We start from the raw sequence: 26,479 nt of genomic DNA on the forward strand, positions 1-26,479 counted from the left end.
TGGCAACGAGGAGGATGGTGCGCGCCGCCGGCGCGCTGGTGTGGCGCCGCAGCGGCAAGCACCTGGAGGTGCTGTTGGTCCATCGCCCCCGGTACGACGACTGGTCCTTCCCCAAGGGCAAGGTGGAGCACTGCGAGTCGGTGCGCTCCTGCGCGGTGCGGGAGGTGGCCGAGGAGACCGGCATCCCCATCGTCCTGGGCCAGCCCCTGAGCACGGTGAGCTATCGGCTCGACGACGGCGCCCGCAAGGAGGTCCACTACTGGGCGGCCCGCCCGGCCCAGGAGGACTCGGCGGCGCTGGTGGCCCGTGAGGCCGTCGAGCCGGCCTCCGCCCGGGAGATCGATGAGGCGGTGTGGCTGCGGGTCAAGAGCGCCCGGGCCCGCCTGACCCACGCCCGGGACCGCGAGCTGCTGGGGGAGCTGGTGGACCTGTGGGAGGACGGCAAGCTGGACACCTGGACCCTGGTCCTGGTGCGCCACGCCCGTGCCGTCAAGCGCTCGGTGTGGAACCGTCCCAAGGAGCGCTCCGCCCAGGAGGATGAGGCCACCCGCCCCCTGACCCATGACCAGGGGGAGACCCGCGCCAGGGCCCTGGTGCCGATTTTGTCCGCCTACGGCGTGGGGCGGGTCGTCACCAGCCCGTGGCGGCGCTGCGCCGACACGGTGGCGCCCTACGCCCGGGCGGCGGGCATCGAGCTGGAGACCGAGTCGGCGCTCACCGAGGCGGCGCACGCGGCCCGGCCCAAGGGCGCGCGCAAGGTGGTCGCGCGCGCCCTGCGGGAGCGCGAGGACCCGGTGGCGCTGTGCACCCACCGGCCGGTGCTCCCCACCATCATGGAGGCGGTGGCCGAGCACGCCCCCGGGCGCCTGCTGCGCTCAGTGCCCGACCAGGATCCCTGGCTCAAGACCGGGGAGATCCTCGTGGTGCATATGGCCCGCCGCCCCCACGGGCGCATCCGGGCGGTGGCCATCGAGAAGCAGCGCCCCGTCCTGTCCCAGGGCCGCTGAGCGGGTCACGCCCCGGGCCGGGCGACGGCGCTCCATGGCGGTTGCGGCAAGAAGAATTTACTGAGAGTTCACCTGGATCACCCTGGGCGGTCACCTGGGCTGCTTAGCGTCGAGGCGTGTCACGATCAGACTCGCTCCCGGCTCCGGTGCTCCTGACCCGGCGCCTCGCACTGGGGGCGGCCGCCGTCGCCCTGGCCTCCCTGACCGCCTGCGGGCGCGACGCCGGAGCCCCCGCCCCCGGGGCCAACAGTGACCTCGAGGGCGAGATCAAGGGGGCCGGCGCCACCTCCCAGGCCGACGCCCAGGACGCCTGGATGAACGGCTTCATGGACCTCAACCTCGCCGCCGCCGTCGACTACGCGGGGGGAGGCTCGGGGGCCGGGCGCACCAAGCTCATCGCCGGCGCCGTGGACTTCGCAGGCTCCGACGCCGCCATGGAGGCCAAGGAGGCACAGGCCCTGGGCGGGGCGGTGGAGGTCCCCCTCTACATCTCCCCGATCGCCGTGGCCTACAACGTCCCGGGGCTGGGCGGGGACACCCACCTCAACATGACCGGCGAGGTCATCGCCCGGGTCTTCGCCGGTGACATCACCACCTGGAACGACCCGGCCATCGCGGCCCTCAACGAGGGCGTGGATCTGCCCGAGCTTCGCATCACCGTGGTCAACCGCTCCGACGACTCGGGAACCACCAAGAACTTCACCGCCTACCTCCACGCCGTGGCCCCCCAGGCCTGGGGTCACGAGGGCGCCGAGACCTGGCCCCTGAGCGGCGGGCAGTCCGGGGACGGGACCTCGGGGGTGATCCAGACGATCTCCGCGGCCAAGGGCACCATCGGGTACGCGGACGCCTCCAAGATCCCCGACTCCCTGGGGACCGTGGCCGTGGGGTCGGGGGAGGACTTCGTTCCCGTCTCCGCCGAGGCCGCCGCCGCCACCCTGGATGCCTCGGCGCTCGATGAGCAGGCCACCGACTCCCGGGTCATCTACTCCCTCAACCACGCCGCCGCCGGCGCCTACCCGATCATCCTGATCTCCTACCTCATCGCCAGGCAGCGCTACGACGACCCCCGGATCGCCGAGGTCGTCAAGGCCTACTTCCGCTACATGGCCTCTCAGGAGGGACAGGAGGCCGCCGCCGCCGAGGCCGGCTGCGCCCCCATCTCCCAGGCCCTGCGCGAGCGGGTCCTGGCCGCCATCGACACGATCGGCTCCTGAGCCGCCCACCCACCATCACCGAAGGGAAGGTCGCCCGTGGCCACCACACCCCCTCATGACGCCGCCGAGGGCGCGCCCCCGGCAGGGCCCGACGACGCCCGGCCGGCCTCCCAGCAGGAGGCCGGCCTCGCCGAGCGGGCCCAGCGGCCCGAGCCCGACGGCGCCCAGACCGCCATCCGCACCGGCCGGGCCCCCGGCCGCACCGGCAACCGGGTGTTCACCGGCCTGTCCTTCGGCGCGGGCCTGCTCATCATGGTGGTCCTGGCCCTGGTCACCGCCTTCCTCGTCGGCCAGGCGCTGCCTGCCTTCACCGCTTCATCGGCGGACCTGGAGGACATCTCCTTCATGCGCGGGCAGGGCTTCTGGAGCTACGTGGCCCCCCTGGTCTTCGGCACGCTGCTGTCCTCACTCATCGCCCTGGCGGTGGCCGTGCCGCTGAGCATCGCCGTGGCCCTGTTCATCTCCCACTTCGCCCCGCGCCGCCTGGCCCAGGGGCTGGGGTACCTGGTGGACCTGCTGGCCGCGATCCCCTCGGTGGTCTTCGGCCTGTGGGGGTTCCTGTGGCTGGTGCCCCTGCTCGACCCCCTCTACTCCCAGCTGACCGAGACACTGGGCTTCATCCCCCTGTTCGCCGACTACACGGCCCCGGCCAAGAACATCATGACCGCCTCCCTGGTGCTGGCCGTCATGATCCTGCCCATCATCACCGCCACCATCCGCGAGGTCTTCCTGCAGACCCCCAAGCTGCATGAGGAGGCCTCCCTGGCCCTGGGCGCCACCCGCTACGAGATGATCCGCCAGGCCGTCCTGCCCTTCGGGCGCTCGGGCATCATCTCGGCCTCCATGCTGGGACTGGGCCGCGCCCTGGGGGAGACCATGGCGGTGCTCATGATCCTGTCCCCGGGGCTGGGCATCAACCTGCGCGTCCTCCAGGCGGGCCAGCACCAGACCATCGCGGCCAATATCGCCGCCCAGTTCCGTGAGGCCTTCGGCATGAGCGTCAACGTCCTCATCGCCACCGGCCTGGTCCTGTTCATCATCACCTTCGCCGTCAACTCCATGGCGCGCTGGGTGATCGCACGTCGCGCAGAGTTCTCGGGGGCCAACTGACATGACCGCACCCACATCCTCCACCGCACCGGCATCCTCCGCGCCCTTCGACCCGCTGGCCGACCCTCCCAGCATCGAGGGCGTGCCCCTGACCTCCTACCGCCTGCCCGACTGGTTCCTGTGGGCCGCGCTGGGAGCCGCCTTCGTCGTCGTCGGCGGGATCGGGCTGCTGGCCGACTGGAGCATCGCCGCGACCCTCGTGGCCACCGCCGCCGCCTGGCTGGTGGGCGCCACCGCCTGGTCCTGGATCAAGGAGGGCGAGCGCTGGGGGCGCAACACCCTCATGACCGTCTCGGTCTACCTGGCCTTCGCCGTGGTCATGGTGCCCCTGGTCTCCCTGGTCTGGATGGTGCTGGTCGGAGGCTCGGCCAGGTTCGGCACCGAGTTCCTGCTGACCAATATGCGCGGGGCCGATGAGTCCAATGGCGGCTTCTACCACGGCATCGTGGGGACCCTGCAGATCACCGGCATCGCCTCGGCCATCTCCATCCCCCTGGGCATCTTCACCGCCATCTTCCTGGTGGAGTACAACGGCGGCTGGGTGGCCCGGGCCGTGACCTTCCTCGTGGACGTCATGACCGGCATCCCCTCCATCGTGGCCGGGCTCTTCGCCTACTCGGTGTTCCTGGCCGTCGCCGGGCCCCGCTACCAGGCCGGCATCATCGGGGCCGTGGCCCTGAGCGTCCTCATGACCCCGGTGGTCATCCGCGGCGTGGAGGAGATGCTCAAGCTCGTGCCCAAGGACCTGCGCGAGGCCTCCTACGCCCTGGGCGTGCCCAAGTGGCTGACCATCGTCAAGGTCGTCCTGCGCACCGCCGTGGCCGGCATCACCACCTCGGTGATGATCGCCGTGGCCCGCGTCATCGGGGAGACCGCGCCCCTGCTCATCACCGTGGGCCTGACGATCCGCACCAACACCAACCCGGTGGAGGGATCCATGGCCACCCTGCCGGTGCTCGTCTACGACCAGTACTCCCGCGGCGAGGCGGACACCATGGAGCGCGCCTGGGCCGGGGCGCTGACCCTCATCATCCTGGTCATGCTGCTCAACCTGGCCGCCCGCCTCATCTCCATGCACTTCAGCCCCAAGGGCAAGCGCTGATCCGCGCCCCGACCACTGCGAAGGAAGCACACGTGTCCAAGCGAATCGACGTCATCGGCGAGAACATCTACTACGGGGACTTCCTGGCCGTCAAGGACGTCAACGTGACCATCGAGCCCAAGTCCGTCACCGCCCTCATCGGCCCCTCGGGCTGCGGGAAGTCCACCTTCCTGCGCACCCTCAACCGCATGCACGAGGTCATCCCCGGGGCCCGCGTGGAGGGCGAGGTCATCGTCGACGGCGTCAACCTCTACGGCCCGGGGGTCGACGCGGTTCAGGTGCGCCGCGCCATCGGCATGGTCTTCCAGCGGCCCAACCCCTTCCCCACCATGTCCATCGCCGAGAACGTCCTGGCGGGCATGCGCCTGAACAACCGCCGCCTGAAGAAGGACGAGGCCGATGAGATCGTCGAGACCTCCCTGCGCGGCGCCAACCTGTGGGATGAGGTCAAGGACCGGCTCGACCGCCCCGGCTCGGGCCTGTCCGGAGGCCAGCAGCAGCGCCTGTGCATCGCGCGGGCCATCGCCGTCAAGCCCGCCGTCCTGCTCATGGACGAGCCCTGCTCGGCCCTGGACCCGATCTCCACCCTGGCCATCGAGGACCTCATCTCCGAACTGAAGTCCGACTACACCATCGTCATCGTCACCCACAACATGCAGCAGGCCTCGCGCGTGAGCGACATGACCGGCTTCTTCAACCTGGAGGCCACCGGCAAGCCCGGCCAGCTCGTGGAGTACGACACCACCGACAAGATCTTCTCCTCACCGTCCCAGCAGGCCACGGAGGACTACATCTCCGGCCGCTTCGGCTGAGGGCTGAGCCCGGGCCGAGCCCGGCTGATCCGGGTTGAGGCCGGCTGAGCCGGGCTCCTCATGCCGGCCCCTCAGGCCGTCAGGGCCCCCAGCAGCAGGCGGCACACCAGGGCGCCGATCGCCCCGGCCGCCGGCAGGGTCGCCAGCCAGGCGAAGCCGATGCGCCGCAGCGTCCCCCACTGCAGGCGGCGCATGCGCCTGGCCCCGCCCGCTCCGGCGATGGCCGCCGAGACCGTGTGCGTCGTCGAGACCGGTGCCGCCATCCCGAAGGCCGCCACGTAGAGGATCGAGGCCGTCACCGCCTGGGCGACGAAGCCCTGGGAGGCGTCCAGGCGGGCGATGCGCGAGCCCAGGGTGCGGATGATCCTGGCCCCTCCCGCCCAGGTCCCCGCGCCCAGGGCGGCCGCCGCGCTCAGGCGCACCCAGGCCGGGACCTGGGCGGCGGCCCCCTCCAGCTCCAGGTAGCCCCCGGCGCCCAGGGCGATGAGCATGACCCCCATGGACTTCTGGGCGTCCTGGAGCCCATGGCCCAGGGCCGTCAGGGCACTGGCCACCGTCTCCAGGAGGCGGAAGCGGCGCATCGTGGAGTGGTAGGGGCGCGCCGCGAGCCACCGCCGCAGCCCCACCGTCAGCCCCCAGGCCGTGGCGAATCCCAGCAGTGGGAAGGCCGCCATGGGCACCAGCACCGCGCCGGTCAGCCGCTCCCAGTGCACATCCGCCCCGACGGCCATCCCCGCCCCGGCCACCGCCCCGATCAGGGCGTGGGAGGACGATGAGGGCAGCGCCAGCCACCAGGTCACGACATTCCAGCTGATCGCCCCCAGCAGTCCGGCGGCCACGACCACCAGGCCCTCGGCCCCCGAGACGTCCCCCGCCTCCAGGATCCCCGAGCCGATGGTCAGCGCCACCTGCGTGCCCAGCAGCGCCCCCAGGAGGTTGAGCCCGGCCGCCATGGCCAGGGCCGCCCGGGGGCTGATCGCCCGGGTGGACACCGAGGCCGCCACCGCATTGGCGGCGTCGTGGAAGCCATTGGTGAAGGCGAAGACCAGGGCCAGGACGATGGCGGCCCCGGTGGCCAGTGGCACGACCTCCATCTCGGCGCCCTCAGCCCTCGCTCATGGCCAGGGACTCGACCGCATTGGCCAGGTCCTCGAAGGCGTCGGCGGCCGTCTCCAGGCGCTCGATGACCTCCTTGACCTTGACCAGGCGGATGGCGTCGCGCTCGGTGGCGAACAGCTCGGCCGTGGCCGAGCGGAAGAGGCGGTCGGCGGCGTTCTCCAGGGAGTTGATCTCCACCCAGTACTCGTGCAGCGAGGCCGGGGAGCGCAGGCCCGGCAGGGCCTCCGCGCTCAGCTCGGCGCAGCGCAGCAGGATCTGGACCTGCTCGGTGCAGGCCGGGGGCAGGGAGCCCACCTGGTAGAGCACGACGACGTCGCCGGCCTCATCCAGGGCGTCCATGCAGTCATCGAGCAGGGAGCCGATGCGGTGGAGGTCGTCGCGGTCCACGGGGGTGACGAAGGTGTCCTTGATGAGGCGGATGAGCCGGTGGTGGGTCTCGTCGGCGGCGTGCTCGACGGCGTGGAGCTCCTCGCGCAGGGCGGCCCGGTCATTGCGGTCGGCCGAGATGATGCGGGCCAGCAGCCCGGCGGCGGTGACCAGGGCGCCAGCGCTCTGGGAGATCAGGGCGATGATCTCGTCGTCGTTGTTGCGGGGGTGCAGTCGCACGGGCGCTCCTGGCGGTGTGCAGGGACCGGCCGGGGCGTGCGCCGCGGGCAACCATGCCGCCGGCTCCGGAATAACTGCGCCTCAGACTATCGCAGGCCGGGAGGACTCGCTGAAGGAACCGGGGGAAAGAGAGGACGTCGGGCCGGAGAGCGCCAGTCGGCGCGTATGCCGCTCGTGGCGGCTTGAGTTGGAGCCCGGGGCCCGTCGCGGCCCGACGTCGACCACCAGGATACAGGCCGATGGACTTGTGATGGCCGTCTGATGGCCGTCTGATGCCCTTGGCCCGGCGCCGCTACTCCTGGGGCGCGTCCAGGCGGTAGCCGACATTGCGCACCGTGCCGATGAGGTTGTCGTGCTCGGTGCCCAGCTTGGCGCGCAGGCGGCGGATATGGACATCGACGGTGCGCGAGCCGCCGATGTAGTCCTCGCCCCAGACCTCGTCCAGCAGGTTCTGGCGGGTCAGGACCCGGCCGTGGTTGGCGGCCAGGTACTTCAGCAGCTGGAACTCCTTGTAGGTCAGGTCCAGGATGGCCCCGCGCAGGCGGGCCGTGTAGGCGGTGGTGTCGATGACCAGGTCGCCGACCTCGATGAGATCGCCGTCCACGGACTCGACCACCGGGACGTGGGCGCGCAGCAGGCGCATCCGCGCCGAGAGCTCAGCGGGACCGGCGTCGGCCATGACGAAGTCGGCCGCCCCCCAGTCGCTCTGGACCACGGCCACCCCGCCCTCCTCCAGGATGAGGATGATGGGCGGGCAGTCCATGGGGCCGGTGAAGAGCTGGCACAGGGCGCGCGCCCGGGTCAGGTCGCCGCGGGCGTCGATCATGACGACGTCGGCCGAGTCCACCGCCACATAGGAGGAGGGGATGGGGGCCAGGCACTCGACCTCGGAGTCCAGGAGGGCGGCGGCGGGCAGAACGCTGGTGGCAGTGGTCTCCCGTGTGAACATGATGATTCGCATGGAGCCCTCCTTCCCTTGCGCATCACTCCAGGTCAGGCGCGCCGCCGGTGCCCGAGGGCGGCGGCGGCGCGGCTGGGAGCAAGTCAACCACATCGCCGCTCACCGGGTATGGAACGATGCTGCTTGTGAGCACCCGCAAACGACCCTCCCGATCGGCCGCCTCCTCCCGGCGCGCCGCATCGACCGGCGCCGCCCCGACCGGCGCGCGCCCAGACGACCAGGACGCGGCGCCGGCCCCCGAGCCCATGGGGCGTACCATCGAGCTGGGCCCCGAGCTGCCCCCCGACGCCGTGCCGGTGGAGCCGGGCGCCGCCGACCCCGCCTGGACCCGCCTGGCCGTGGCCGGCCTGGTCCCGGTGCTCCTGGCCGTGGGCGCCGCCCTTCCGGACTGGGTGCGCCTGGTCCTCCTGATGGTGCTCATCCCGGCCGCCGCCCAGGGCTGGCCGGCGCTGCTGCGCGCCCGCCACGACCGCGGCGCCTCCATTGTCATGACCCTGGCCGGCTGGGCGGCCGCCGGTCTGGTCTTCGTCCTGCATGACCTGGGGGCGGCGGGGATCGTCATGGCCCTGTCCATCATCGCCACCTTCCTGGCCCAGATGGCGCGCCGCGACGGCAGGCCCGGCCTGGTCGAGGACGTCTCCTCCACCGTCACCGGATGCCTCACGGTGATCTCGGGAGCCGCCTGGTGCGCCCTGGAGTCGGGGCTGGCCGACCCGGCTGTCATCGTGCCGACCTGCCTGGCGCTGTTCGTCGGGGCGCTGCTGTCCGTCCTGGAGATGCGGGCCACCGCGCTGGAGCTGCTGACCGTCACCGTGCCGGCCCTGGTGGCCGGCATCGCCGGAGGGGTGCTGGCCTCGGGAGGGTTCTTCGGCCCGGCGCATATGGGGACCGCCGCCGCCGCTCAGAGCGCCGCGGCCTGCCTCATCGTGGGCTTCGTGGCCGGCGTGCTCATGGCGGCCGGCAACCGCATCCTGTGGACCCACCGCTGGGTGCCGGGCGGCAGGGCGGCGGTGGCCTCAGCCCTGGTGCCGATTCTCGCCGTGGGCATCCCCGTCTACGCCATCGCCCGGCTCATGGGCAGCTTCATCGCCGGCTAGGATCCTCGGCGCACGCGGCAGTCGGTAGCAGTCGGTGCCCGAGCAGGGCGCCCCGCGGGCGGCGTCCGGCGGCGCCCTGAGCCCGGGGGCGGGCCGGGGCGGGTGCTGACCGGGCCCAGCCCGGGCCCGTAGGCTGCCCCCATGGCATTCACCTTCCCTGACGACCTGCCCCCCGAGCTCTACCCCCTGGCATGGCTGGTAGGAGCCTGGCGCGGCTACGGCATCCTCACCTACGGGGAGGCCATCCCCGAGCAGGCCGTCTACCAGGAGATGGTCTTCGACCACGACGACGGCCCCTACCTGCGCCAGCGCACCACCATCTGGACCGTGGACGCCACCCGCAGCCAGAACCTGGACTTCGAGATGCCGGGGCTGACCGGCGCCGACCTGCTCACCCCCGCCCAGATCTGGTCCACCGAGACCGCCTACTGGCGCCCCGTGGGCCAGGAGGCCCCCGATGCCGACGACGCCGACACGACCACCCCCGTCACGAGCCTGGAGCTCATCTCCGCCGACCCCGCCGGGCATGTGGGCGTCTGGGAGGGCTGGATCCAGGGGCCGCGCGCCCAGGTGGGCACGCAGGCCGTGGGCCGCACCCGCAGCTCCGCGCCGGTCACCGAGATGACCCGGATGTTCGGCCTGGTGGGCGGGGACCTCATGTGGACCCAGGACATGGCGGCCTTCGGCGTGGAGGACCTGAGCACCTACGCCTCGGGCCGCCTGGGCCGGGTCGAGGATGAGTGAGGGGCCGGCTGGGACTCGCTGCGAGACCGGCCCGGACGAGCCGGACGAGATCGACCAGAGACCAGACCAGAAGGGAGCACGCATGCGCACCTCACCGCTGCTGGGGCGCCCCGGCGCCGTCGCCAACCCCGAGGGGGACCCGGACGCCGCCGTGCCGGCCCACCTCGGCGACCCCCTGCGCGAGCAGGCCGCCCTCGCCCGGGGACAGGCCGCGAGTCCCCTGGCCCGCGACGTCGTCGCGGTCACCGGGCCGGACCGCCTGAGCTGGCTGACCACCCTGTCCAGCCAGTCCCTGACCGGCCTGGCCCCCGGCGACGGCGGAGCGGAGGCCCTCCTGCTGGACGCCAACGGCCGCATCACCCACGCCCTGGCCGCCCTGGACGACGGCGAGCGCCTGCTCCTGGTGACCGAGGCCGGCTCGGGCGGTGATCTGGTCGCTTTCCTGGAGCGGATGCGCTTCATGCTGCGCGTCGAGGTGGGCCTGGATGAGGGCCTCGCCGTCCTGGGGGCGCTGGGGCCGGGGCTGGAGGCCCTGGAGGAGGCGGCCAGGAGCGCGGGGGCCCACGCGGGCACATGGCGCGACCCCTGGCCCGGCGTGGTGGCCGGCGGCACCAGCTATGACGCGGGCCTGGAGGCCTTCACCCACCCGGGGGCCGACTACCGGGCGGGAATGGTCCTCCTGCCGGTCGACGCCGTGGACGGGGTCCTTGACGCCCTCCTGGCCCAGGGCGGGTCCCTGGCGGGATCGTTGGCCTGGGAGGCGCTGCGCGTCGAGGCCGGCCGGCCCCGCCGCGCTCGGGAGGCCGACGAGCGGGCCATCCCCCACGAGCTGGACTGGCTGCGCACCGCCGTTCACCTGACCAAGGGCTGCTACCCGGGCCAGGAGACCATCGCCCGCACCCTCAACCTGGGCCGGCCCCCGCGGCGCCTGACCATCCTCCAGCTCGACGGCCTGGGCGGGGAGATGCCCGTCCCCGGGGCCGTCGTGCGCCTGGGGGAGCGGGGCGTGGGGACGGTGACCTCCGTGGTGCGCCACCACGAGCTGGGTCCCATGGCGCTGGCCCTGCTGCGTCGGGCCGTCCCCCTGTCCGAGCAGCTGACCGTGGAGCTGCCCGAGGGGGCGGGGCGCGTGGACGCCGCCCAGGAGCCGTTGGTCTCCCCCGAGGGTCGGGCCCAGGCCAGCCCCGCCCAGCGCCCGGGAGCCGAGCTGCGCACCGGCCTACTGCGCTGAGGGGCGCCCATGCAACGGGAGACCGAGGCATCCACGGGGCGTCCCGGCGCTGAGATGAGCAGCCATCACGACCTCGGTGGAGGCGTGAGCCCGCAGGAGCAGTGGCTGCGGTCGCTGCTGCCGCCGTCGGTTGCTGTGGTCGAGACGACGACGGACCGCGACCTCCCCCTGGCCCGGGCCGAGCGCGAGGCTGTGGCCAGGGCCGTCGAGCGCAGGCGCGCGGAGTTCACCACTGTGCGCTGGTGCGCCGCGCAGGCACTGGGCGAACTGGGGCATGAGCGCCCCGTGCAGGTTCCCGGTCCGCATGGCGAGCCGGTGTGGCCGGCCGGGGTTGTCGGCTCGATGACCCACTGCCAGGGATACCGCGCCGCCGCCGTGGCCCGGCGCGCGGACATGGACTCCATCGGCATCGACGCTGAGCCCAATGACGGCCTTCCTCCCGGACTGCTCGATGAGGTGGCCTCACAGGGGGAGTGCCGTGCCTGTGCGGATCTGGCCGCCCGGTGCCCTGGCGTTGCCTTCGACCGCCTGCTGTTCAGCATCAAGGAATGCGTGTTCAAGGCCTGGTTCCCGCGCGAGGGAGGGTGGCTCGACTTCAGCGACGCTGAGGTCGCCATCAGCGCTGACGGCCGGTTCTCGGCTCTGGTGAGCAGGAGGGGGACGAGCCGCAGGCTCCTGGGCGGACGATGGTTGGCCAAGGACGGCCTGCTGGTCGCCGCGCTGACGGTCCCCGCCGGCGGCTGGGACCGATCCTGAATGGGGTCGGAGGGCTGAGAGGGCGGGGGAACTAATGGTGTTATTCATGTGGGGGTTACCAGCCTGTTCTGTAGAGTTCGAGTTTGGTGATCAGGGTGATGATGTTGGGGAGATATGCCAGGCGGTGGCGGTAGCCGGTGGATAGGATCCGCGATTTCTTCAGTACTGCGATGGTGTGCTCGATGGCGGCGCGCGTCGTTGAAGGAGTCGATGGCTTTATCGATCATGCCGACGGCTTCAGGAGGCGTGGGTCTCTCGGACCTCCCCTCGATTCCAGGAACCGGGACCTTGGTCAGGACGCCGCTAGCCTTATCCTCGACGAGCCTCTTCACTTTACCGGCACGATCCGGGTTCTCCTCGTCGACCAGGATGAGGTGCGCTCGCGACCGGAGGAGGGGCAGCCGCCGGCCGCACTGCTTCTCCCCGGCCCCCGCCACGCCGTATGATCGGCGTACGCAATAGACGGAGTGGTTTCTCATGCCCATCACCGACGCCATGCGTACCCGGCACGTGGTGCGCCAGTACCTTGATACTCCCCTCGACGACCTCGCCGCTGCCCTGCTGGCCCGCGTCGAGGAGGCCAACGCCTCTCACGGCACGGATATCCACCTGCTGGCCGGCAGCGCGCGCGTCTTCGGACCGCTGTGGGGCACGGTGCGAGCCCGTAGCGTGCGCAACTGCCTGGTCATGGCCGGCCCGGACACGCCTGACCTCGACGAGCGACTCGGTCACGCCGGCGCTGGCCTCATGCTCGCCGCGCAGGAGCTCGGGCTCAACACGTGGTGGGTCGGCGGGACCTTCTCCAAGAGAGCAGCCGCCAGGGCCAGTGGCGCCACGGGGCGGGTGGTCGCCGTCGTCGCCCTCGGTTACGGCGCCACCCAGGGCACCGCGCACGACTCCAAGCGCCCCGAGGAGGTCGCCTCCTACGAGGGCGAGCCCCCAGCGTGGTTCACTCAGGGGGTCGAGGCGGCACTGCTCGCGCCGACCGCCTTCGGCAAGCAGGCCTTCACCCTGGCCGGCAGGGACGGCGAGGTGATGATCACCTGCGAGGAGGGCGACTACGCGGGCCAGGACCGCGGCATCGTCAAGTACTTCTTCGAGGTCGGCGCCGGCCGCGACAACTTCCGCTGGGCCTCTTGACCAGTCCTGCCTCTCGGCGGGCGCACGCCCCTGCCGCATGACCCGCTTCTCAGCGATGCTGGACGCCTGCGTGCTCGTCCCAGTGACGCTCGCCGACACTCTCCGGAGGCTCCCTACGGAAGGGAAGGGCACGGGGCATGCGACCTACTTGTCATCATCCCGATCAGCAGGATCACGTTGGCTGTTGCTGTCGAGGCAGTCGCGTCCGGCGTCGGTGAGCCGGTAGCGCTGGAGGCGGCTGGTTGGCTTGTCCGGGATCGTCCGCTCCAGCGACCCGGCGTCCAGCAGCGGCTGTACATGACGGTTGAGGGCACGGGTCTGATTGACGATGCCGAGTACCTCCATCAGCTGCGCCCCAGCCCCTGGGACAGGTGCCAGGACATCGCGGTCGGCTCCAAGGGTGACAGTTGCGCAGGCATCCTGGCCCGGCCCCGGGACGGAATGCTCGGCTGGTCACATGCCCAAGTGGAGCCCGCGCCGCCGACCTGGCTGTCGGCGAACACACACCTCACGGGCTTTCAGTTTTTTCGATTTCTTGGTTACTGTGTGTGTCATGAGCGCTACGACCACGATGACGCACTCGACGACCCTGCCCCCTGAGGACCTCGAGCCCATGCTCGACCTGTCCCACTTCCTGGACCAGGTGACAGAGCCGGCCGCGCTTCTCGGGCCCGACGGTCAGACCGTCGGCCTCCCATTGGAGGCTTACCAGGTCCTCAGTGACGTCGTCCGCGCCATGTCGCAGGGCCGAGCGATCACCGTCGCGCCCGTCGACCAGATGCTGACGACCCAGGAGGCCGCGGATTTCCTCGGCATCAGTCGCCCCACCCTTGTCAAGCTCTTGGAATCCGGTCGAATCCCCTTCGAGCGCCCCACAGGAGGCAGGCACCGCCGGGTCCGGCTCGTTGACGTCGTCGAGTACCAGCGCCAGTCCGCCCAGGAGCGCAGCGACGCCTTGGACGCCATGACTCGCGAGGCGGTCGAGGCTGGCCTGTACGACACCACCGCAACGGACTACACAGCCGCCCTGCGACAGGCCCGCAAGGGCTGACGGGACGACGCGCCGACATGACCCGCTTCTCAGCGATGCTGGACGCCTGCGTGCTCGTCCCAGTGACGCTTGCTGACACTCTCCTCAGGCTCGCCGAAGACGGCCTCTACCGCCCCTTGTGGAGCACTCGGATCATCGCCGAGACAGTCCACGCGATCGAACAGGTTCATCCCCAGCTGCCCATCGACGCCATCCAACGCCGAGCCGCTGCCATGGACGCCGCCTTCAGTGACGCCTCAGTGACCGGCTGGGAGGCGCTGGAACCAGCCATCAGTCTGCCCGATCCAGACGACCGTCACGTCGTCGCGGCCGCCATCATGTGCGATTGAGCGGAGCGCCTGTGCATGTGGTAGCCATGCCGTCAGCGGGTGGAGGCCATAGCCCTTCTTGAAGGTTGGGGCCGCGCCCTCCTTGTCGGAGTGGACATTGACCAGGGTGGCATCAATATCGATCACCTGGGGCCGGGCCGCCGAGGCGCCCGCCCCCGGGGCGTGCCTGCCGGCCAACTTCCACACCCGGGCCCGGGCCACGGCCCGCTCCACCGCATTGACCTCACCAGCCCGGGCTCCCGCCCGTGGATACAAGCCTGCTGTAGCCTTCACCCCTACCGCACCACCCCAACAACGAAAACCCGAGGCTAGGTCGCCGAATAAGGTCCGGGCATGCCGGTTCCTGCTGTGGGGAGCGTGATGCGGAGGGCTGCCTTGTGGGGCAGCCCTCCGCATCATGTCATGGCGCGCGTCTCAGTGCCTCTGAGGCGGTCTCAGTTCCGCCGGCGGGAGTGGGCCCGCAGCAGCGCCAGGCCTACCAGGACGGTCCCACTGCCCAGGAGGGCGGGAACAACGGGGCTGGTTCCGGTGCGCGCCAGTGCCGGGCGGTCCTTGGCGCTACCGCTGCCCGCTGAGGGCGCACCAGCACTCGCCGAGCCGGCGGGCGCAGGAGCCGACGACGGTGCCGTCGCATTCCCATCCGCCGAGGGGCTGGGCGCGGGAGCGGGGGCCTGCGTGGTGGCCGAGGGAATGGGCTCCGGGTTGGGGGCCTGCGTGGTAGCTGACGGGTTCGGCTCCGGGCTGGGGGCCTCGGTGGTGGCCGTGGCGGTGGGCTCCGGGTTGGGCTCGGGGTTGGGTGCCTCGGTGGTGGCCGTAGGGCTGGGCTCGGGGTTGGGGGCCTGCGTGGTCGCGGACGGGGTGGGCTCCGGGCTGGGCTCGGGGGCGGGAGCGGGCGTGTAGGTGTTCTCGATCTCGGCGCGGGCCGTGGCGCCCGCCGTGATCGTCACCGTGGCCTGGCCGAGCTTGGAGAGCGTGTAGCCCTCGATCTCGGTTCCCTCGCGCTGCTCGACGATCGTGCAGGTGGTGTCCTTCGGCAGTGAGAACCCGGCGTTGACGGGCTGCCCGTCCGCGCGGACCCTCATCGAGCCCGAGGTCTCGTCAGGGTCGGTGCACGTGTAGGTGAACACGAACTCCCGATCACCCGCATCAGCCCCTGTCACCGTCTTGACCACGGCGAAGTCACCGCGAAGCTCGGCATAGTGGTTATTCACCGTCACAGTCGGGTTCCCCCCATCACCGCGCGTCGCCCTCACCGTCGGCGGCTCACTGGTCGACGCGCCACCATTGACCGAATAGGTCGTGGTCACATCAGCGTTCAGGAAGTCGGAGTCCACATCCGCCTCCTTGATCACGCAGTCGCTTGCAACGACGGACGTCTTGACCGACTTCCCGTTCTGAACCCAGACCAGGCCCTTCTGCACCGCGCCGGCATCGGTCGTGCAGGTATAGGTGAACCGGTACTGCTTATAGGTCTTCAGCCACTCACTCGGAGGCTCGCCGGTCACGACCTTCGACACCGTGAAATCGCCCGGAATGACGTTGTAGTAGGTGGACAGGTAGACCTTCCTTGTCGGATCGGTCGTGAGAACGCCCTTGTACGGCGTTGAGCTCTGGAACGTGAATCCTGGCACGTGCGCGTCTTCGTCCTTCTCAACCCAGAACATGCAGTAGTCGGTTCCCGCGTCGCCAGTGGGGAATTCGAGACGGGTCTCCTCGCGGCCCTTCAGGGTCACGGTCCCCTCCGCAAAGGCGGTCCCGGCTGGGCTGTAACACTTGTAGGTGTACGTGAAGGTTGGATTGGAGTTCATGAAGGTCTCAGTCTGATTGGGCACGGAAACCCAACTGAACACAACAGGGGAGGCCTGCACGGTGATGCCCGCAACGTCCTGGGCCATGGCCGGCGGGCGCCCCGCCGGGATGAGGGCGGCGATGACCAGGAGGGCGGCGAACAGCGCGCCACGGCGGCGCGAACCACCGCTCCGGTCCCGGCCACGGTGTGCGCGCCCTGTGATGAATGCGGGCAGACCTCGCATCGATGCTCCATTCAACAAGTCAACAACAACGCAACGCCGCATCACGCACGCAGCCACGAGGCGCTGGCGGAGGGAGTCTGGACTGCTGGGTGTTTTTCGGACTGTGTGTTGTGTTGGTCAGGCTGCCTTCTTGTGGTCCAGGAGCTCGCGCTCCACCTCGTTAGGAGTGCGATATCCCAGAGAAGAATGCAGCCGGGTGTGATTGTAGACCAGCTCGATCCATGAGGCAATATCATTCATGGCCTTGCCCCGTGTGGGATACACCATCCGGTGCACCCTCTCATTCTTGAGCGTGGCATTGAAGGACTCCGCCCACGCATTGTCCCAGCACACCCCGGTCCTGCCCACCGACAAGCGAATACCATAGGCGCCCAGGTGCTCAGCGAATTTCTGACAGGTGTACTGCGACCCCCGGTCGGAGTGAAAGATCGTCGTTCCTGTCACCGGCGGGCAGTTGCGCACCGCCATATCAATAGCCTGGCAGACAAGCTCAGTGCGCATGTGATCAGCCATCGCATAGCCCACGACCTTCTTCGTGGCGCAGTCCAGGACGGTGGCCAGGTAGACGAATCCCACCCAGGTGCGGATATAGGTGATGTCCCCGACCCACTTGGTTCCTGGCGCCGTGGCGGTGAAGTCGCGCTCCACCAGGTCTGGCCACTCCTTCAGGTCGGCCGCCGGGGTGGTGGTGCGAGTCCTTCGGCGAGGCTGAGCGGCCACCAGGCCGCGCTCGCGCATGATGGAGCGCACGGTGTCATGGTGCGCCACCACGCCTCTGCGCCCCAGACGGGCGGTAATCCTGCGGTACCCGTAGGTGCCGTCCGAGGCCTCGAACTCGGCCTTGATCAGGGCCGTCAGCTCTTCCCTTCTCATTGAGGTCGCCGATTGTGGCCGGTCCCGCCAGGAGTAGTAGCCCGAACGGGAGACCTTCGACCACCGGCACATCGAGACGATCGGGTAGTTGCCTTCCTCGCGATTGATGAGCGCATACTTGTGACTCACCGCTGTTCCTTCGCGAAGAAGGCCGCCGCTTTTTTCAGGAACTCGTTCTCCTGCTGCAGCTCGCGGACCTGTTTCCTCAGGCGGGCTACCTCCTCGGCTTCGGCAACCGCTTCTCTTTCCTCAGCGCTGCCGTGCTCCTTCCTGTGCTTCGCGACCCAGTTGCCCACCGTCTGGGGCACCAACTCGTAGGAAGCGGCCACCGACGCGATCGACCGTTCCTTCTCGATCACCTCGCGCACCACTTGTTCCTTGAACTCATCAGAGTACTTTGCCCTTGACATGGCTCCATCCTATCGAATCAAAGGAGGATGAAAATCCTCCCCTGTCCGAGAAACACCACTCACCCCAGTCGCAGCGCGCTGGGGAAGCACGCCACTAGCCAGGCTACCCACCAATCCCCATCCCGCGCCCTGCCCCCGGGTCACGAATCAGACGCAAAACGGTCACGCCTCTCAAGCGCCCCTCCTGTGTTAGCCGCCCGGTAGTTCACAGCGCCCGAATAACTGGATTCATGTCGAGCTCTCGGCATGAGAGCACCCAGCACTCCAGGCGGTTCTCTCGCCCGATTTCCTCGCCCGATCACCTCGTGCATCACCGGACCTGAACTCATCCCGGGACCTCGCCCTTGACATGGCTCCATCCGATCGGATCAAAGGAAGACGAGAATCTCTCCTGTCCGAGAAGTTCCACTCGCCCCGCTCGTTGGACGTGCCGGCCGTTCGCCGTTTCTCGCTGGGCGGTGGCCGCGGGGACGGTGTCCACCATCCGGTGGACGCTCGCGTCGCCCATGCAGTCGCTACCGCGGCATTGGCACAGTCCCAAGACTTGCGGCATGACCAATGCACTGACCACCACCGCCGCTCCGGCCGACCGGACTGCCCCGGCTTCCCCGGCGACTCCAGCCATCGCCCTGCACTCACTGACCAAGTCCTACGGATCCAAGCAGGTGCTGGACGGCCTGGACCTGACCGTCCCCGCCGGCAGCGTCCTGGCCCTCCTGGGCCCCAACGGCGCCGGCAAGACCACCACCGTGGAGATCCTCCAGGGCCTGCGCCGCCCCGATTCGGGCACGGTGACCGTCCTGGGCGAGGACCCCCGCCACGCCTCCCGCGCCTGGCGCTCCCGCCTGGGCATCGTCTCCCAGGCCTCCACCGACCTGGCCGACCTCACCGTCACCGAGGCCGTCACCCACGTCTCCCGCTTCTTCGCCGAGCCCGCCAGCGTCACCGAGACCATCGAGCGCGTCGGCCTGGCCGACGACGCCCGGACCCGGTCCTCCCGCCTCTCCGGTGGGCGCAGGCGCCGCCTCGACGTCGCCCTGGCCATCATCGGCCGCCCCGAGCTGCTCTTCCTCGACGAGCCCACCACCGGCTTCGACCCGGAGGCGCGCCGCGAGTTCTGGACGCTCGTGGAGGACCTGCGCGACGACGGCACTACCGTCCTGCTGACCACCCACTACCTCGATGAGGCCGCCCACCTGGCCGACGAGGTCGCCATCATCCTGGGCGGGCGCGTCGTCACCCACGGCACCCCCGAGCAGCTCGCCCTCCAGGCCGGCGCCGAGCGGACCGTGCGCTGGATCGAGCAGGGCCGGCAGCGCCAGTTGAGCACCACCACTCCCACCGCCGTCGTGCGCGACCTGCTCGCCCAGCAGGCCGAGGGCGAGATCGATGGCCTGGAGGTCTCCACTCCCACCCTGGAGGACCACTACCTGGCGCTCGTCGCCCAGCACACCGGCCCGGCCGGGGAGACTTCTACCGACCCCGCCCACCCTGCCGACCCCGCCGGTCCCACCGCCGCCAGACCCCAGGACCCGGGGCCCGCGCGGGCGCATCACCCCGCCCAGCGGCCGAGCGCGGCCCGCACCGCCCGCCCCGCCCCGCGCCCCTCCCGTGCGCTGGCCGTCGTCGCCACCCTGACCCGCACAAGCCTGCTCACCTTCTTCCGCGAGCCCATCAGCCTGGCCATGCAGTTCTTCTACCCCCTGTTCATGCTGGGCATCTTCAACGCGGTCTTCCCCGATGACATCGCCCCCTCGGTGTCCTACGCCGAGTACCTCCTGCCGGCCATGATCACCACCGGCATCATGACCACCTGCCTGCAGCACCTCACCATCGCGGTGGCCACCGAGCGCGAGGACGGGGCCCTGCGGAGGCTGGCCGGCCTCCCCACCCCGGCCTGGGTGCACGTGGCCAGCAAATGCGCCTCGAACACGATCCTCGCCCTGGCCAACACCGCCATGCTCATCCTCGTGGCCCGCTACGGCCTGGACATCGACCTGCCCACCACCGCCCGCGCCTGGGGCCTGCTCGCGGGCACGGGCCTGCTCATGATCGCCACCTGCACCGCCCTGGGACTGGCCATCGGCCGAATGAGCCCCACGGCCCGCTCCGCCTCGGGCCTCATCACCCCGGTGGTCATCATGCTGCAGTTCGTCTCGGGGATCTTCTTCCCCCTGTCCCAACTGCCCGACTGGATGGTCCACACCTTCTCGGTGCTGCCGGTGCGCTGGTCCGCCGAGCTCATGCGCGAGGCGCTCCTGCCCTCCACCTTCGCCATGGCCGAGCCCACCGGCGCCTGGGAGACCGGCAAGGGGCTGGCGATCGTGTCCGCCTGGCTGGTGGCCGGGATCGTGGCCGCCGTGGTCATCACTCGCCGCGATACGGTGGACCGATGAGCCCCCTGGAGCCCGTCATCCCGACGACGCCGCAGCCCGAGGCCACGGCGGGCCCGGCCCCATCCCGGGGCGGGGTCGCACTGGGAGGCGGACTCGGCCCCAGCGCGGGCACCGCGGGGCAGGGCCCGCCGGCCATCGCCGAGGACGTCGGGACACTCATGCGCCTCATGTCCTCGCCCAGGGTCCGTGCGGCGCTGGAATGGGTCGAGCCGCCCCGGTGGACCGGGCGCATCCTGGTCTGGACGCTCGCCTGCCTCAACCTGGTCCTGCTGTGGCGGACCTCCCAGGCATTCGGGCTCTTCTTCCTCGTCTTCCCCCTGCTGTGGATCGCCCACGGCACCTTCAGGGCGGGGGTGAGGGCCACGCTGCTCTTCGGCGCGGGCATCGCCGTGGTCGGGTGGATCGGGCATGATGCCGACTGGCTCCTCACCGCCCTGATCTCCACCGGATTCTCCCTGTTCATGGGCGTGTGGATCCTGCGGGTGGTGGTCACCCGCGCCCAGGCGGTCCGGGCGCTGGCGGACAAGCAGGAGGCCATGGCCGCCCTGGTCGCCGTGCAGGAGGAGCTGGCCGCCGCCGAGCGGGCCGCCGGGAGAGCCGCCGAGCACGAGCGCTGGGCCCGGGAGGTCCACGACACCCTCGCCCAGGGCTTCGTCTCGGTCATCACCCTGGCGCAGGTCGCCCAGGCGGGGCTGGCGGCCTCCGGCGCGGCAGACGCGGCAGGCGCGGAACCCCGGCCCAAGGGCTGCCAGGCGGCGCAGGAGCGGCTGGCCCAGATCGAGGAGATCGCCCGCGAGAACCTCAGCGAGGCGCGCGCCCTCGTGGCCGGGCAGGCTCCCAGCGCCCTGCACGATGCCGGGCTCGGCGCGGCCCTGACCCGCCTGGCCGGCCAGCAGCACAGGCACGGACTGAAGGTCGCCATGGACACCAGCTTGCCCGAGGACCTGCCCGTGACCAGCCAGGTGGTGGTGCTGCGCACGGTCCAGGAGGCGCTGAGCAACGTGGTGCGCCATTCAGGCGCCACCAGGGCGCGGGTCAGCGCGCAGGCCGAGGCCGGCGAGATCATCATCTCCGTGCGGGATGAGGGCCGCGGCACCCGCAGCGCCCCGGAGGGCACGGGCCTGAGCGGGATGAGGGCTCGCCTGGAGTCCCTGGGAGGAAGCCTGACGGTGGACCCCCTCCACGCCCCCGACGCCCAGGGCCGCACCGGGACCATCCTTGAGGCGAGAATGCCGCTATGAGCCCAGCCGAGCCCACCGCGGCGCCCGCATCCCCCGCATCCCCTGCATCCCCCGACATCCCGCCTCCCACCGCCCCGCCTGCCGCGCCCCCGCCCCAGGGGCCCCAGACCGGCGGCCAGGACGGGGCGGCGGACAGCGGGCCGGTGCGGCTCCTGGTCGTGGACGACCACCCCGTCGTGCGCTCCGGGATCGTCGACATGCTCTCCGGGAGCGCCGACCTCCTCGTCGTCGGCCAGGCCCAGGACGGCCAGCAGGCCATCGAGCTCACCGCCGAGCTCGGCCCCGATGTGGTCCTCATGGACCTGCGCATGCCCGTGCTCGACGGCGTGGAGGCCACGCGCCGGATCCTCGCCGCCTCGCCGGCCCCGCGCGTGGTGGTGCTGACCACCTACGACACCGACGGCGACATCCTGCGCGCCGTCGAGGCCGGAGCCATCGGCTACCTGCTCAAGGACTCCCCGCGCGAGGACATCCTGGCCGCCGTGCGATCGGCCGCCGCAGGCCACAGCGCCCTGAGCCCGGCCATCACCACCCGACTGGTCGGGGCGGCCAGGGGCGCAGGGGGAGCGGTCGCCGGCGCCGATCGGGGGCGCGGCGGGCCCACCGGCCCGGTGACCCTCTCCCCGCGCGAGCGCGAGGTGCTGGCCGCAGTGGCGCGGGGCCTGCCCAACGCCCGGATCGGCCAGGAGCTGTACATCACCGAGGCCACCGTCAAGACCCACCTGCTGCGCGCCTACGGCAAGCTCGGCGTGGACACGCGCACCGCCGCCGTCACCGAGGCCCTGCGCCGCGGACTGCTCGACCTGGGCTGAGGCGGCCAGGGCCGGGTCCCGGCGCCGATCGGGGGCGCGGCGAGCCGGCCCGCCCTGTTCTCGCTGGGCGTGGGGATGGGCCTGCCGCCAGGGGCGCTGCGCCCGGTAGCCTGGGGGCGTGGAAGCGCTGACTCTGATCGCCCATGTCCTTGATAAGGCTGTGACCTGGGCCTGGTTCGCCGTCCAGGTCACAGCCGTGGTGATGGGCGCCTGGGCGCTCATCGACGCCGCCCTGCGCGCCCCTGAGCACTACGCGGCGGCGGGCAAGCGCACCAAGGGCTTCTGGGTGGGAGTCAATGCCGCGGGCATCGCTGTTGTCCTCCTCATGGGGGCCGCCTCCATGATCGGCCTGCTGGGCGTTGTTGCCAACGCCGTCTACCTGGCCGACGTGCGCCCCGCCCTGCGCTTCTACGCCCCGGTCAAGGTCCGCTCGACCATCCGCATCCCGGGGCGGGCCTCCCAGCGGCGACCCCACTCGGGTCCGCGCGACTGGCGCCCGGGCCGCTGATGCGCGCCGTCCTGCAGCGGGTCACCCGCGCGGCCGTGCGCGTCGACGGCGAGGTGGTGGGCTCCATCGATGGCCCGGGCCTGCTGGCCCTGGTGGGCGCCACGCACGACGACGGCCCCGAGCAGGTGGCCACCATCGCCCGCAAGATCGCCGAGCTGAGGCTCTTCGATGAGCCCGGCGGTAACGGCGCCCCAGGGTCGGAGCGCTCCGTGACCGACCTGGGCGCCCCGGTTCTCGTGGTCTCCCAGTTCACGCTCTACGCCGATGTGCGCAAGGGCCGGCGCCCCTCCTGGAACAAGGCGGCCCCCGGGCCGGTGGCCGAGCCCCTGGTGGCGGCGGTGGTCGAGGCGCTGCGCGCTCGCGGCCTGGAGGTGGCCACTGGGAGCTTCGGGGCGCATATGGAGATCGACATGCTCGCCGACGGGCCGGTGACGATCCTGGTCGAGGCCTGAGGACCCGTCGTGGGAGGACATGAGAGGAGAGACCCAATGATCATTGAGGCGGTCCAAGGGGACATCACGGCCCAGCGGGTGGACGCGATCGTCAACGCCGCCAACTCCTCGCTGCTGGGCGGGGGAGGGGTCGACGGCGCCATCCACCGGGCGGCGGGCCCGGGCCTGCTGGAGGCCTGCCGCCACCTGCGGGACACGAGCCTGCCCGACGGCCTGGCGGTGGGCTCGGCCGTGGCCACGCCGGGATTCGACCTGCCCGCCGCCTGGGTGATCCACACCGTGGGCCCCAATCGTCACGCGGGCCAGACCGACCCGGCCCTGCTGCGCTCGGCCTTCGACTCCAGCCTGGAGACCGCTGAGGAGCTGGGCTGCGCCAGCGTGGCCATTCCCGCGGTGTCGGCCGGGGTCTACGGATGGGAGGGCCGGGAGGTGGCCCGCATCGCCGTGGAGGCCGCCCGCGCCTGCGCCGCCCGGGCGGACACGGCCTGCGGGATGAGCGTGTGCGGCGTCGACCCGGTTCAGGCCGCGGCCGGCCCGGCGCGCGGGGAGAGCAGCGGGGCGCCGGGGACGCCGGGGACGCCGGGGACGCCGCAGGGCCTGAGGCTCATCCGCTTCGTGCTCTTCTCCGAGCCGCTTCTGGCCGTCTTCGAGGAGGCCCTGGCCTCCTGAGCGGCCGGGAGTAGGGAGCCTCCTGGTACCTGAGTCGGGTCGGCTCAACCTTGACTCACGCCTACCGCGAACAGGGGCATGGGCGGTGGGCCCCTCTGGTTAGCCTAGTCAGCACGTGCCCAGCGCCACCCTCACCCACGGCGCTGCGCCGCCCGATCCTGCAGCCCGTGGGTAGTCAGCGGTGCGCCAGAGCACGTGCCGAGGAGGAATCACTAGATGTTCGAACGCTTTACCGACCGCGCCCGTCGCGTCGTCGTGCTCGCCCAGGATGAGGCGCGCGCCCTCAACCACAACTACATCGGCACTGAGCACCTCCTTCTCGGCCTCATCCACGAGGGCGAGGGGGTGGCCGCCAAGGCGCTGGAGTCCCTGGACATCTCCCTGGACGCCGTGCGCGCCCAGGTCGTGGAGATCATCGGCGAGGGGCAGTCGGCCCCCACCGGCCACATCCCCTTCACCCCCCGGGGCAAGAAGGTCTTCGAGCTGTCCATGCGCGAGGCCCTGCAGCTGGGCCACAACTACATCGGCACCGAGCACCTGCTGCTGGGCCTGCTGCGCGAGGGCGAGGGCACGGCGGCCCAGGTGCTGACCAACCTGGGCGGGGACCTGTCCAGCGTGCGCCAGACCGTCATGCAGATGCTCTCGGGCTACGAGGGCAAGGAGACCGTCAACGCCGGGGGCCCCTCCAAGGAGGGCACGCCCTCGGGCAGCGCCATCCTCGACCAGTTCGGCCGCAACCTGACGGCCGCCGCCCGCGAGGGCAAGCTGGACCCGGTGATCGGGCGCCACAAGGAGATGGAGAGGGTCATGCAGATCCTCTCGCGGCGCACCAAGAACAACCCCGTCCTCATCGGTGAGCCCGGCGTGGGCAAGACCGCCGTCGTCGAGGGCCTGAGCCAGGCCATCGTCCACGGCGACGTCCCCGAGACCCTGCGCGACAAGCAGCTCTACTCCCTGGACATGGGCAGCCTCGTGGCCGGTTCGCGCTACCGCGGTGACTTCGAGGAGCGCCTCAAGAAGGTCCTCAAGGAGGTGCGCACCCGGGGCGACATCGTCCTGTTCATCGACGAGATCCACACCCTGGTGGGCGCCGGCGCGGCCGAGGGCGCGGTGGACGCCGCCTCCATCCTCAAGCCCATGCTGGCCCGCGGGGAGCTCCAGACCATCGGGGCCACCACCCTGGAGGAGTACCGCAAGATCGAGAAGGACGCCGCCCTGGAGCGGCGCTTCCAGCCGGTGACCGTCGAGCAGCCCTCCATCGAGGAGACCGTCTCGATCCTCACCGGTCTGCGCGACCGCTACGAGGCCTTCCACCGCGTGGTCATCACCGACGACGCCATCGAGGCCGCCGCCAAGCTCGCCGACCGCTACATCAACGACCGCTTCCTGCCGGACAAGGCCATCGACCTGGTCGATGAGGCCGGCGCCCGCCTGCGCATCCGCCGCATGACGGCTCCCCAGGAGCTGCGGGACATCGACGAGAAGATCGCCGAGGTCAAGCGGGAGAAGGAGTCGGCCATCGACGACCAGGACTTCGAGCGCGCCGCCGCCCTGCGCGACGACGAGCGCCGCCTGGGCGAGGAGCGCGCGACCAAGGAGAAGGCCTGGAAGTCCGGCGACCTGGACCAGGTGGCCGAGGTCGATGAGAACCTCATCGCCGAGGTGCTGGCCATGTCCACCGGGATCCCGGTGGTCAAGCTCACCGAGGCCGAGTCCGCCAAGCTCCTCAACATGGAGACCGAGCTCCACAAGCGCATCATCGGCCAGAACAAGGCCATCGAGGCCCTGTCGAAGTCGATCAGGCGCACCCGGGCCGGGCTGAAGGACCCCAAGCGCCCCGGCGGCTCCTTCATCTTCGCCGGCCCCACCGGCGTGGGCAAGACCGAGCTGGCCAAGGCCCTGGCGGAGTTCCTCTTCGACGACGAGGACGCCCTCATCCAGCTCGACATGTCCGAGTTCGCCGAGAAGCACACGGTCTCGCGGCTCTTCGGGGCGCCTCCCGGCTACGTCGGCTACGACGAGGGCGGTCAGCTCACCGAGAAGGTGCGCCGTCGGCCCTTCTCCGTGGTGCTCTTCGACGAGGTGGAGAAGGCCCACCCCGACATCTTCAACTCCCTGCTCCAGATCCTGGAGGACGGGCACCTCTCCGATGCCCAGGGCCGCGAGGTGGACTTCAAGAACACCGTCATCATCATGACCACCAACCTGGGCTCCAAGGACATCGGCAAGGCGGTGGCCACCGGCTTCCAGTCCACCGACTCGGGGGCCATGGACTACGAGGAGATGAAGGCCCACGTCAACCGCGAGCTCAAGCAGCAGTTCCGCCCCGAGTTCCTCAACCGCGTTGACGACCTCATCGTCTTCCCGCAGTTGACCAAGGAGGAGGTGCGCCAGATCGTCGACCTCATGATCGCCCGCCTGGCCGGCCGCCTGGCCGAGCAGGAGATGGCCATCGAGTTGACCGAGGCGGCCAAGGACCTGTTGGCCGAGCGCGGCTTCGACCCGGTGCTCGGGGCCCGCCCGCTGCGCCGCGCCATCCAGCGCGACATCGAGGACGCCCTGAGCGAGAAGATCCTCTTCGGGGAGATCGAGCGCGGCCAGAAGGTCGTCGTCGACGCCCAGGGCGAGTCGATCCTCGGGGAGTTCATCTTCCGCGGTGAGCCCTGGAGCCCGGGGGTGGCCGAGGAGGCCGCCGTGCGCGAGGCCGAGGAGATCGTCTCCGAGGCCGTGGGCGCCCCGGCGCCCGGTGCCGGCTCCGAGGGCGGCGCGGCCCCCGCCCCCGACTCCGGGTCGCACTGACCGG

At 70.9% G+C, this 26,479-nt stretch carries 27 protein-coding genes and 1 pseudogene; 20 read left to right on the forward strand and 8 right to left on the reverse strand.

Annotation, left to right across the window (positions count from 1 at the left end; all coding sequences use genetic code 11):
• Nucleotides 1-14: 14 nt before the first annotated feature.
• The 5 genes from EL266_RS04630 (at nt 15) to pstB (ending at nt 5,248) form a co-directional block, all read left to right on the forward strand.
• The gene (locus EL266_RS04630) at nt 15-1,007 is read left to right on the forward strand and encodes an NUDIX hydrolase (RefSeq protein WP_034515767.1); all 993 of its coding nucleotides are present in this window, start codon (nt 15-17) and stop codon (nt 1,005-1,007) included.
• A 116-nt stretch (nt 1,008-1,123) separates the two neighbouring features.
• A complete protein-coding gene (gene pstS, locus EL266_RS04635) occupies nt 1,124-2,224 on the forward strand; it encodes a phosphate ABC transporter substrate-binding protein PstS (protein WP_232012112.1) in 1,101 nt (366 codons plus the stop codon).
• 174 nt (nt 2,225-2,398) lie between these two features.
• The gene (pstC, locus tag EL266_RS04640; RefSeq protein ID WP_051281481.1) at nt 2,399-3,334 is read left to right on the forward strand and encodes a phosphate ABC transporter permease subunit PstC; all 936 of its coding nucleotides are present in this window, start codon (nt 2,399-2,401) and stop codon (nt 3,332-3,334) included.
• Nucleotide 3,335: 1 nt separating this feature from the next.
• Nucleotides 3,336-4,436: a phosphate ABC transporter permease PstA gene (pstA, locus tag EL266_RS04645; RefSeq protein WP_026428095.1), complete on the forward strand. Its 1,101-nt coding sequence runs from the start codon at nt 3,336-3,338 to the stop codon at nt 4,434-4,436.
• 32 nt (nt 4,437-4,468) lie between these two features.
• Entirely contained in the window at nt 4,469-5,248 is a 780-nt protein-coding gene (gene pstB, locus EL266_RS04650; RefSeq protein ID WP_026428094.1) for a phosphate ABC transporter ATP-binding protein PstB, read from the forward strand.
• 71 nt (nt 5,249-5,319) lie between these two features.
• On the opposite strand, the gene EL266_RS04655 is transcribed toward pstB, so the two are convergent.
• The 3 genes from EL266_RS04655 to EL266_RS04665 form a co-directional block, all read right to left on the reverse strand.
• On the reverse strand, nt 5,320-6,342 hold the full coding sequence (locus EL266_RS04655; protein ID WP_026428093.1) for an inorganic phosphate transporter: 1,023 nt from the start codon (nt 6,340-6,342) through the stop codon (nt 5,320-5,322).
• Nucleotides 6,343-6,352: 10 nt separating this feature from the next.
• Nucleotides 6,353-6,973, reverse strand: coding sequence for a DUF47 domain-containing protein (locus EL266_RS04660; RefSeq protein WP_026428092.1), 621 nt, complete (start codon nt 6,971-6,973; stop codon nt 6,353-6,355).
• A gap of 292 nt (nt 6,974-7,265) precedes the next feature.
• On the reverse strand, nt 7,266-7,934 hold the full coding sequence (locus EL266_RS04665) for a winged helix-turn-helix domain-containing protein (RefSeq protein ID WP_026428091.1): 669 nt from the start codon (nt 7,932-7,934) through the stop codon (nt 7,266-7,268).
• Between the two features lie 125 nt (nt 7,935-8,059).
• On the opposite strand from EL266_RS04665, the gene EL266_RS04670 reads away from it, so the two are divergent.
• The 6 genes from EL266_RS04670 (at nt 8,060) to EL266_RS04695 (ending at nt 12,902) form a co-directional block, all read left to right on the forward strand.
• Nucleotides 8,060-9,031 (forward strand): hypothetical protein, encoded by a 972-nt coding sequence (locus EL266_RS04670; protein ID WP_232012113.1) that lies wholly within the window; start codon nt 8,060-8,062, stop codon nt 9,029-9,031.
• Nucleotides 9,032-9,172: 141 nt separating this feature from the next.
• Nucleotides 9,173-9,775 (forward strand): FABP family protein, encoded by a 603-nt coding sequence (locus EL266_RS04675; RefSeq protein WP_084501177.1) that lies wholly within the window; start codon nt 9,173-9,175, stop codon nt 9,773-9,775.
• Nucleotides 9,776-9,857: 82 nt separating this feature from the next.
• Nucleotides 9,858-11,006 (forward strand): CAF17-like 4Fe-4S cluster assembly/insertion protein YgfZ, encoded by a 1,149-nt coding sequence (ygfZ, locus tag EL266_RS04680; protein ID WP_026428089.1) that lies wholly within the window; start codon nt 9,858-9,860, stop codon nt 11,004-11,006.
• 9 nt (nt 11,007-11,015) lie between these two features.
• On the forward strand, nt 11,016-11,762 hold the full coding sequence (locus tag EL266_RS04685; protein ID WP_232012114.1) for a 4'-phosphopantetheinyl transferase family protein: 747 nt from the start codon (nt 11,016-11,018) through the stop codon (nt 11,760-11,762).
• 182 nt (nt 11,763-11,944) lie between these two features.
• The gene (locus EL266_RS04690) at nt 11,945-12,208 is read left to right on the forward strand and encodes a hypothetical protein (protein ID WP_126412164.1); all 264 of its coding nucleotides are present in this window, start codon (nt 11,945-11,947) and stop codon (nt 12,206-12,208) included.
• Between the two features lie 49 nt (nt 12,209-12,257).
• Nucleotides 12,258-12,902: a nitroreductase family protein gene (locus EL266_RS04695; protein ID WP_232012115.1), complete on the forward strand. Its 645-nt coding sequence runs from the start codon at nt 12,258-12,260 to the stop codon at nt 12,900-12,902.
• A gap of 144 nt (nt 12,903-13,046) precedes the next feature.
• On the opposite strand, the gene EL266_RS04700 is transcribed toward EL266_RS04695, so the two are convergent.
• Nucleotides 13,047-13,247, reverse strand: a complete 201-nt coding sequence (locus EL266_RS04700) for a Fic family protein (RefSeq protein ID WP_026427387.1) — start codon at nt 13,245-13,247, stop codon at nt 13,047-13,049.
• 208 nt (nt 13,248-13,455) lie between these two features.
• Here EL266_RS04700 and EL266_RS04705 point away from each other — a divergent pair, with 208 nt between their 5' ends.
• Both EL266_RS04705 and EL266_RS04710 read left to right on the forward strand, forming a co-directional pair.
• Nucleotides 13,456-13,953 (forward strand): helix-turn-helix domain-containing protein, encoded by a 498-nt coding sequence (locus tag EL266_RS04705; protein ID WP_026427386.1) that lies wholly within the window; start codon nt 13,456-13,458, stop codon nt 13,951-13,953.
• Nucleotides 13,954-13,970: 17 nt separating this feature from the next.
• Nucleotides 13,971-14,282, forward strand: coding sequence for a PIN domain-containing protein (locus tag EL266_RS04710; protein ID WP_126412168.1), 312 nt, complete (start codon nt 13,971-13,973; stop codon nt 14,280-14,282).
• 15 nt (nt 14,283-14,297) lie between these two features.
• Here EL266_RS04710 and EL266_RS14040 read toward each other — a convergent pair.
• The 4 genes and pseudogenes from EL266_RS14040 to EL266_RS04730 form a co-directional block, all read right to left on the reverse strand.
• Nucleotides 14,298-14,489: pseudogene (locus EL266_RS14040) on the reverse strand (IS1380 family transposase); the annotation flags it as partial.
• Between the two features lie 227 nt (nt 14,490-14,716).
• The gene (locus tag EL266_RS04720) at nt 14,717-16,315 is read right to left on the reverse strand and encodes a DUF5979 domain-containing protein (protein ID WP_126412170.1); all 1,599 of its coding nucleotides are present in this window, start codon (nt 16,313-16,315) and stop codon (nt 14,717-14,719) included.
• Nucleotides 16,316-16,432: 117 nt separating this feature from the next.
• A complete protein-coding gene (locus EL266_RS04725) occupies nt 16,433-17,317 on the reverse strand; it encodes an IS3 family transposase (protein WP_026427392.1) in 885 nt (294 codons plus the stop codon).
• A complete protein-coding gene (locus EL266_RS04730; protein ID WP_026427393.1) occupies nt 17,314-17,598 on the reverse strand; it encodes a transposase in 285 nt (94 codons plus the stop codon). The genes EL266_RS04725 and EL266_RS04730 overlap by 4 nt, the downstream gene beginning before the upstream one ends.
• Nucleotides 17,599-18,149: 551 nt before the next feature.
• Between EL266_RS04730 and EL266_RS13685 the strand changes: the two genes are divergently transcribed.
• The 7 genes from EL266_RS13685 (at nt 18,150) to EL266_RS04770 (ending at nt 26,475) form a co-directional block, all read left to right on the forward strand.
• Nucleotides 18,150-19,994, forward strand: coding sequence for an ABC transporter ATP-binding protein/permease (locus EL266_RS13685; RefSeq protein WP_232012116.1), 1,845 nt, complete (start codon nt 18,150-18,152; stop codon nt 19,992-19,994).
• Nucleotides 19,991-21,235, forward strand: coding sequence for a sensor histidine kinase (locus EL266_RS04745; RefSeq protein ID WP_051281285.1), 1,245 nt, complete (start codon nt 19,991-19,993; stop codon nt 21,233-21,235). Before EL266_RS13685 ends, EL266_RS04745 begins: the two co-directional genes overlap by 4 nt.
• On the forward strand, nt 21,232-22,047 hold the full coding sequence (locus EL266_RS04750; RefSeq protein ID WP_084500878.1) for a response regulator: 816 nt from the start codon (nt 21,232-21,234) through the stop codon (nt 22,045-22,047). Before EL266_RS04745 ends, EL266_RS04750 begins: the two co-directional genes overlap by 4 nt.
• Before the next feature lie 118 nt (nt 22,048-22,165).
• On the forward strand, nt 22,166-22,555 hold the full coding sequence (locus tag EL266_RS04755; RefSeq protein ID WP_051281284.1) for a DUF2516 family protein: 390 nt from the start codon (nt 22,166-22,168) through the stop codon (nt 22,553-22,555).
• Nucleotides 22,555-23,007: a D-aminoacyl-tRNA deacylase gene (gene dtd, locus EL266_RS04760; RefSeq protein ID WP_026427269.1), complete on the forward strand. Its 453-nt coding sequence runs from the start codon at nt 22,555-22,557 to the stop codon at nt 23,005-23,007. The genes EL266_RS04755 and dtd overlap by 1 nt, the downstream gene beginning before the upstream one ends.
• 36 nt (nt 23,008-23,043) lie before the next feature.
• A complete protein-coding gene (locus EL266_RS04765) occupies nt 23,044-23,676 on the forward strand; it encodes an O-acetyl-ADP-ribose deacetylase (protein WP_026427268.1) in 633 nt (210 codons plus the stop codon).
• 216 nt (nt 23,677-23,892) lie between these two features.
• Entirely contained in the window at nt 23,893-26,475 is a 2,583-nt protein-coding gene (locus tag EL266_RS04770; protein WP_026427267.1) for an ATP-dependent Clp protease ATP-binding subunit, read from the forward strand.
• Nucleotides 26,476-26,479 lie beyond the last annotated feature (4 nt).

This window comes from Actinomyces slackii (assembly GCF_900637295.1).
Taxonomy (GTDB): domain Bacteria; phylum Actinomycetota; class Actinomycetes; order Actinomycetales; family Actinomycetaceae; genus Actinomyces; species Actinomyces slackii.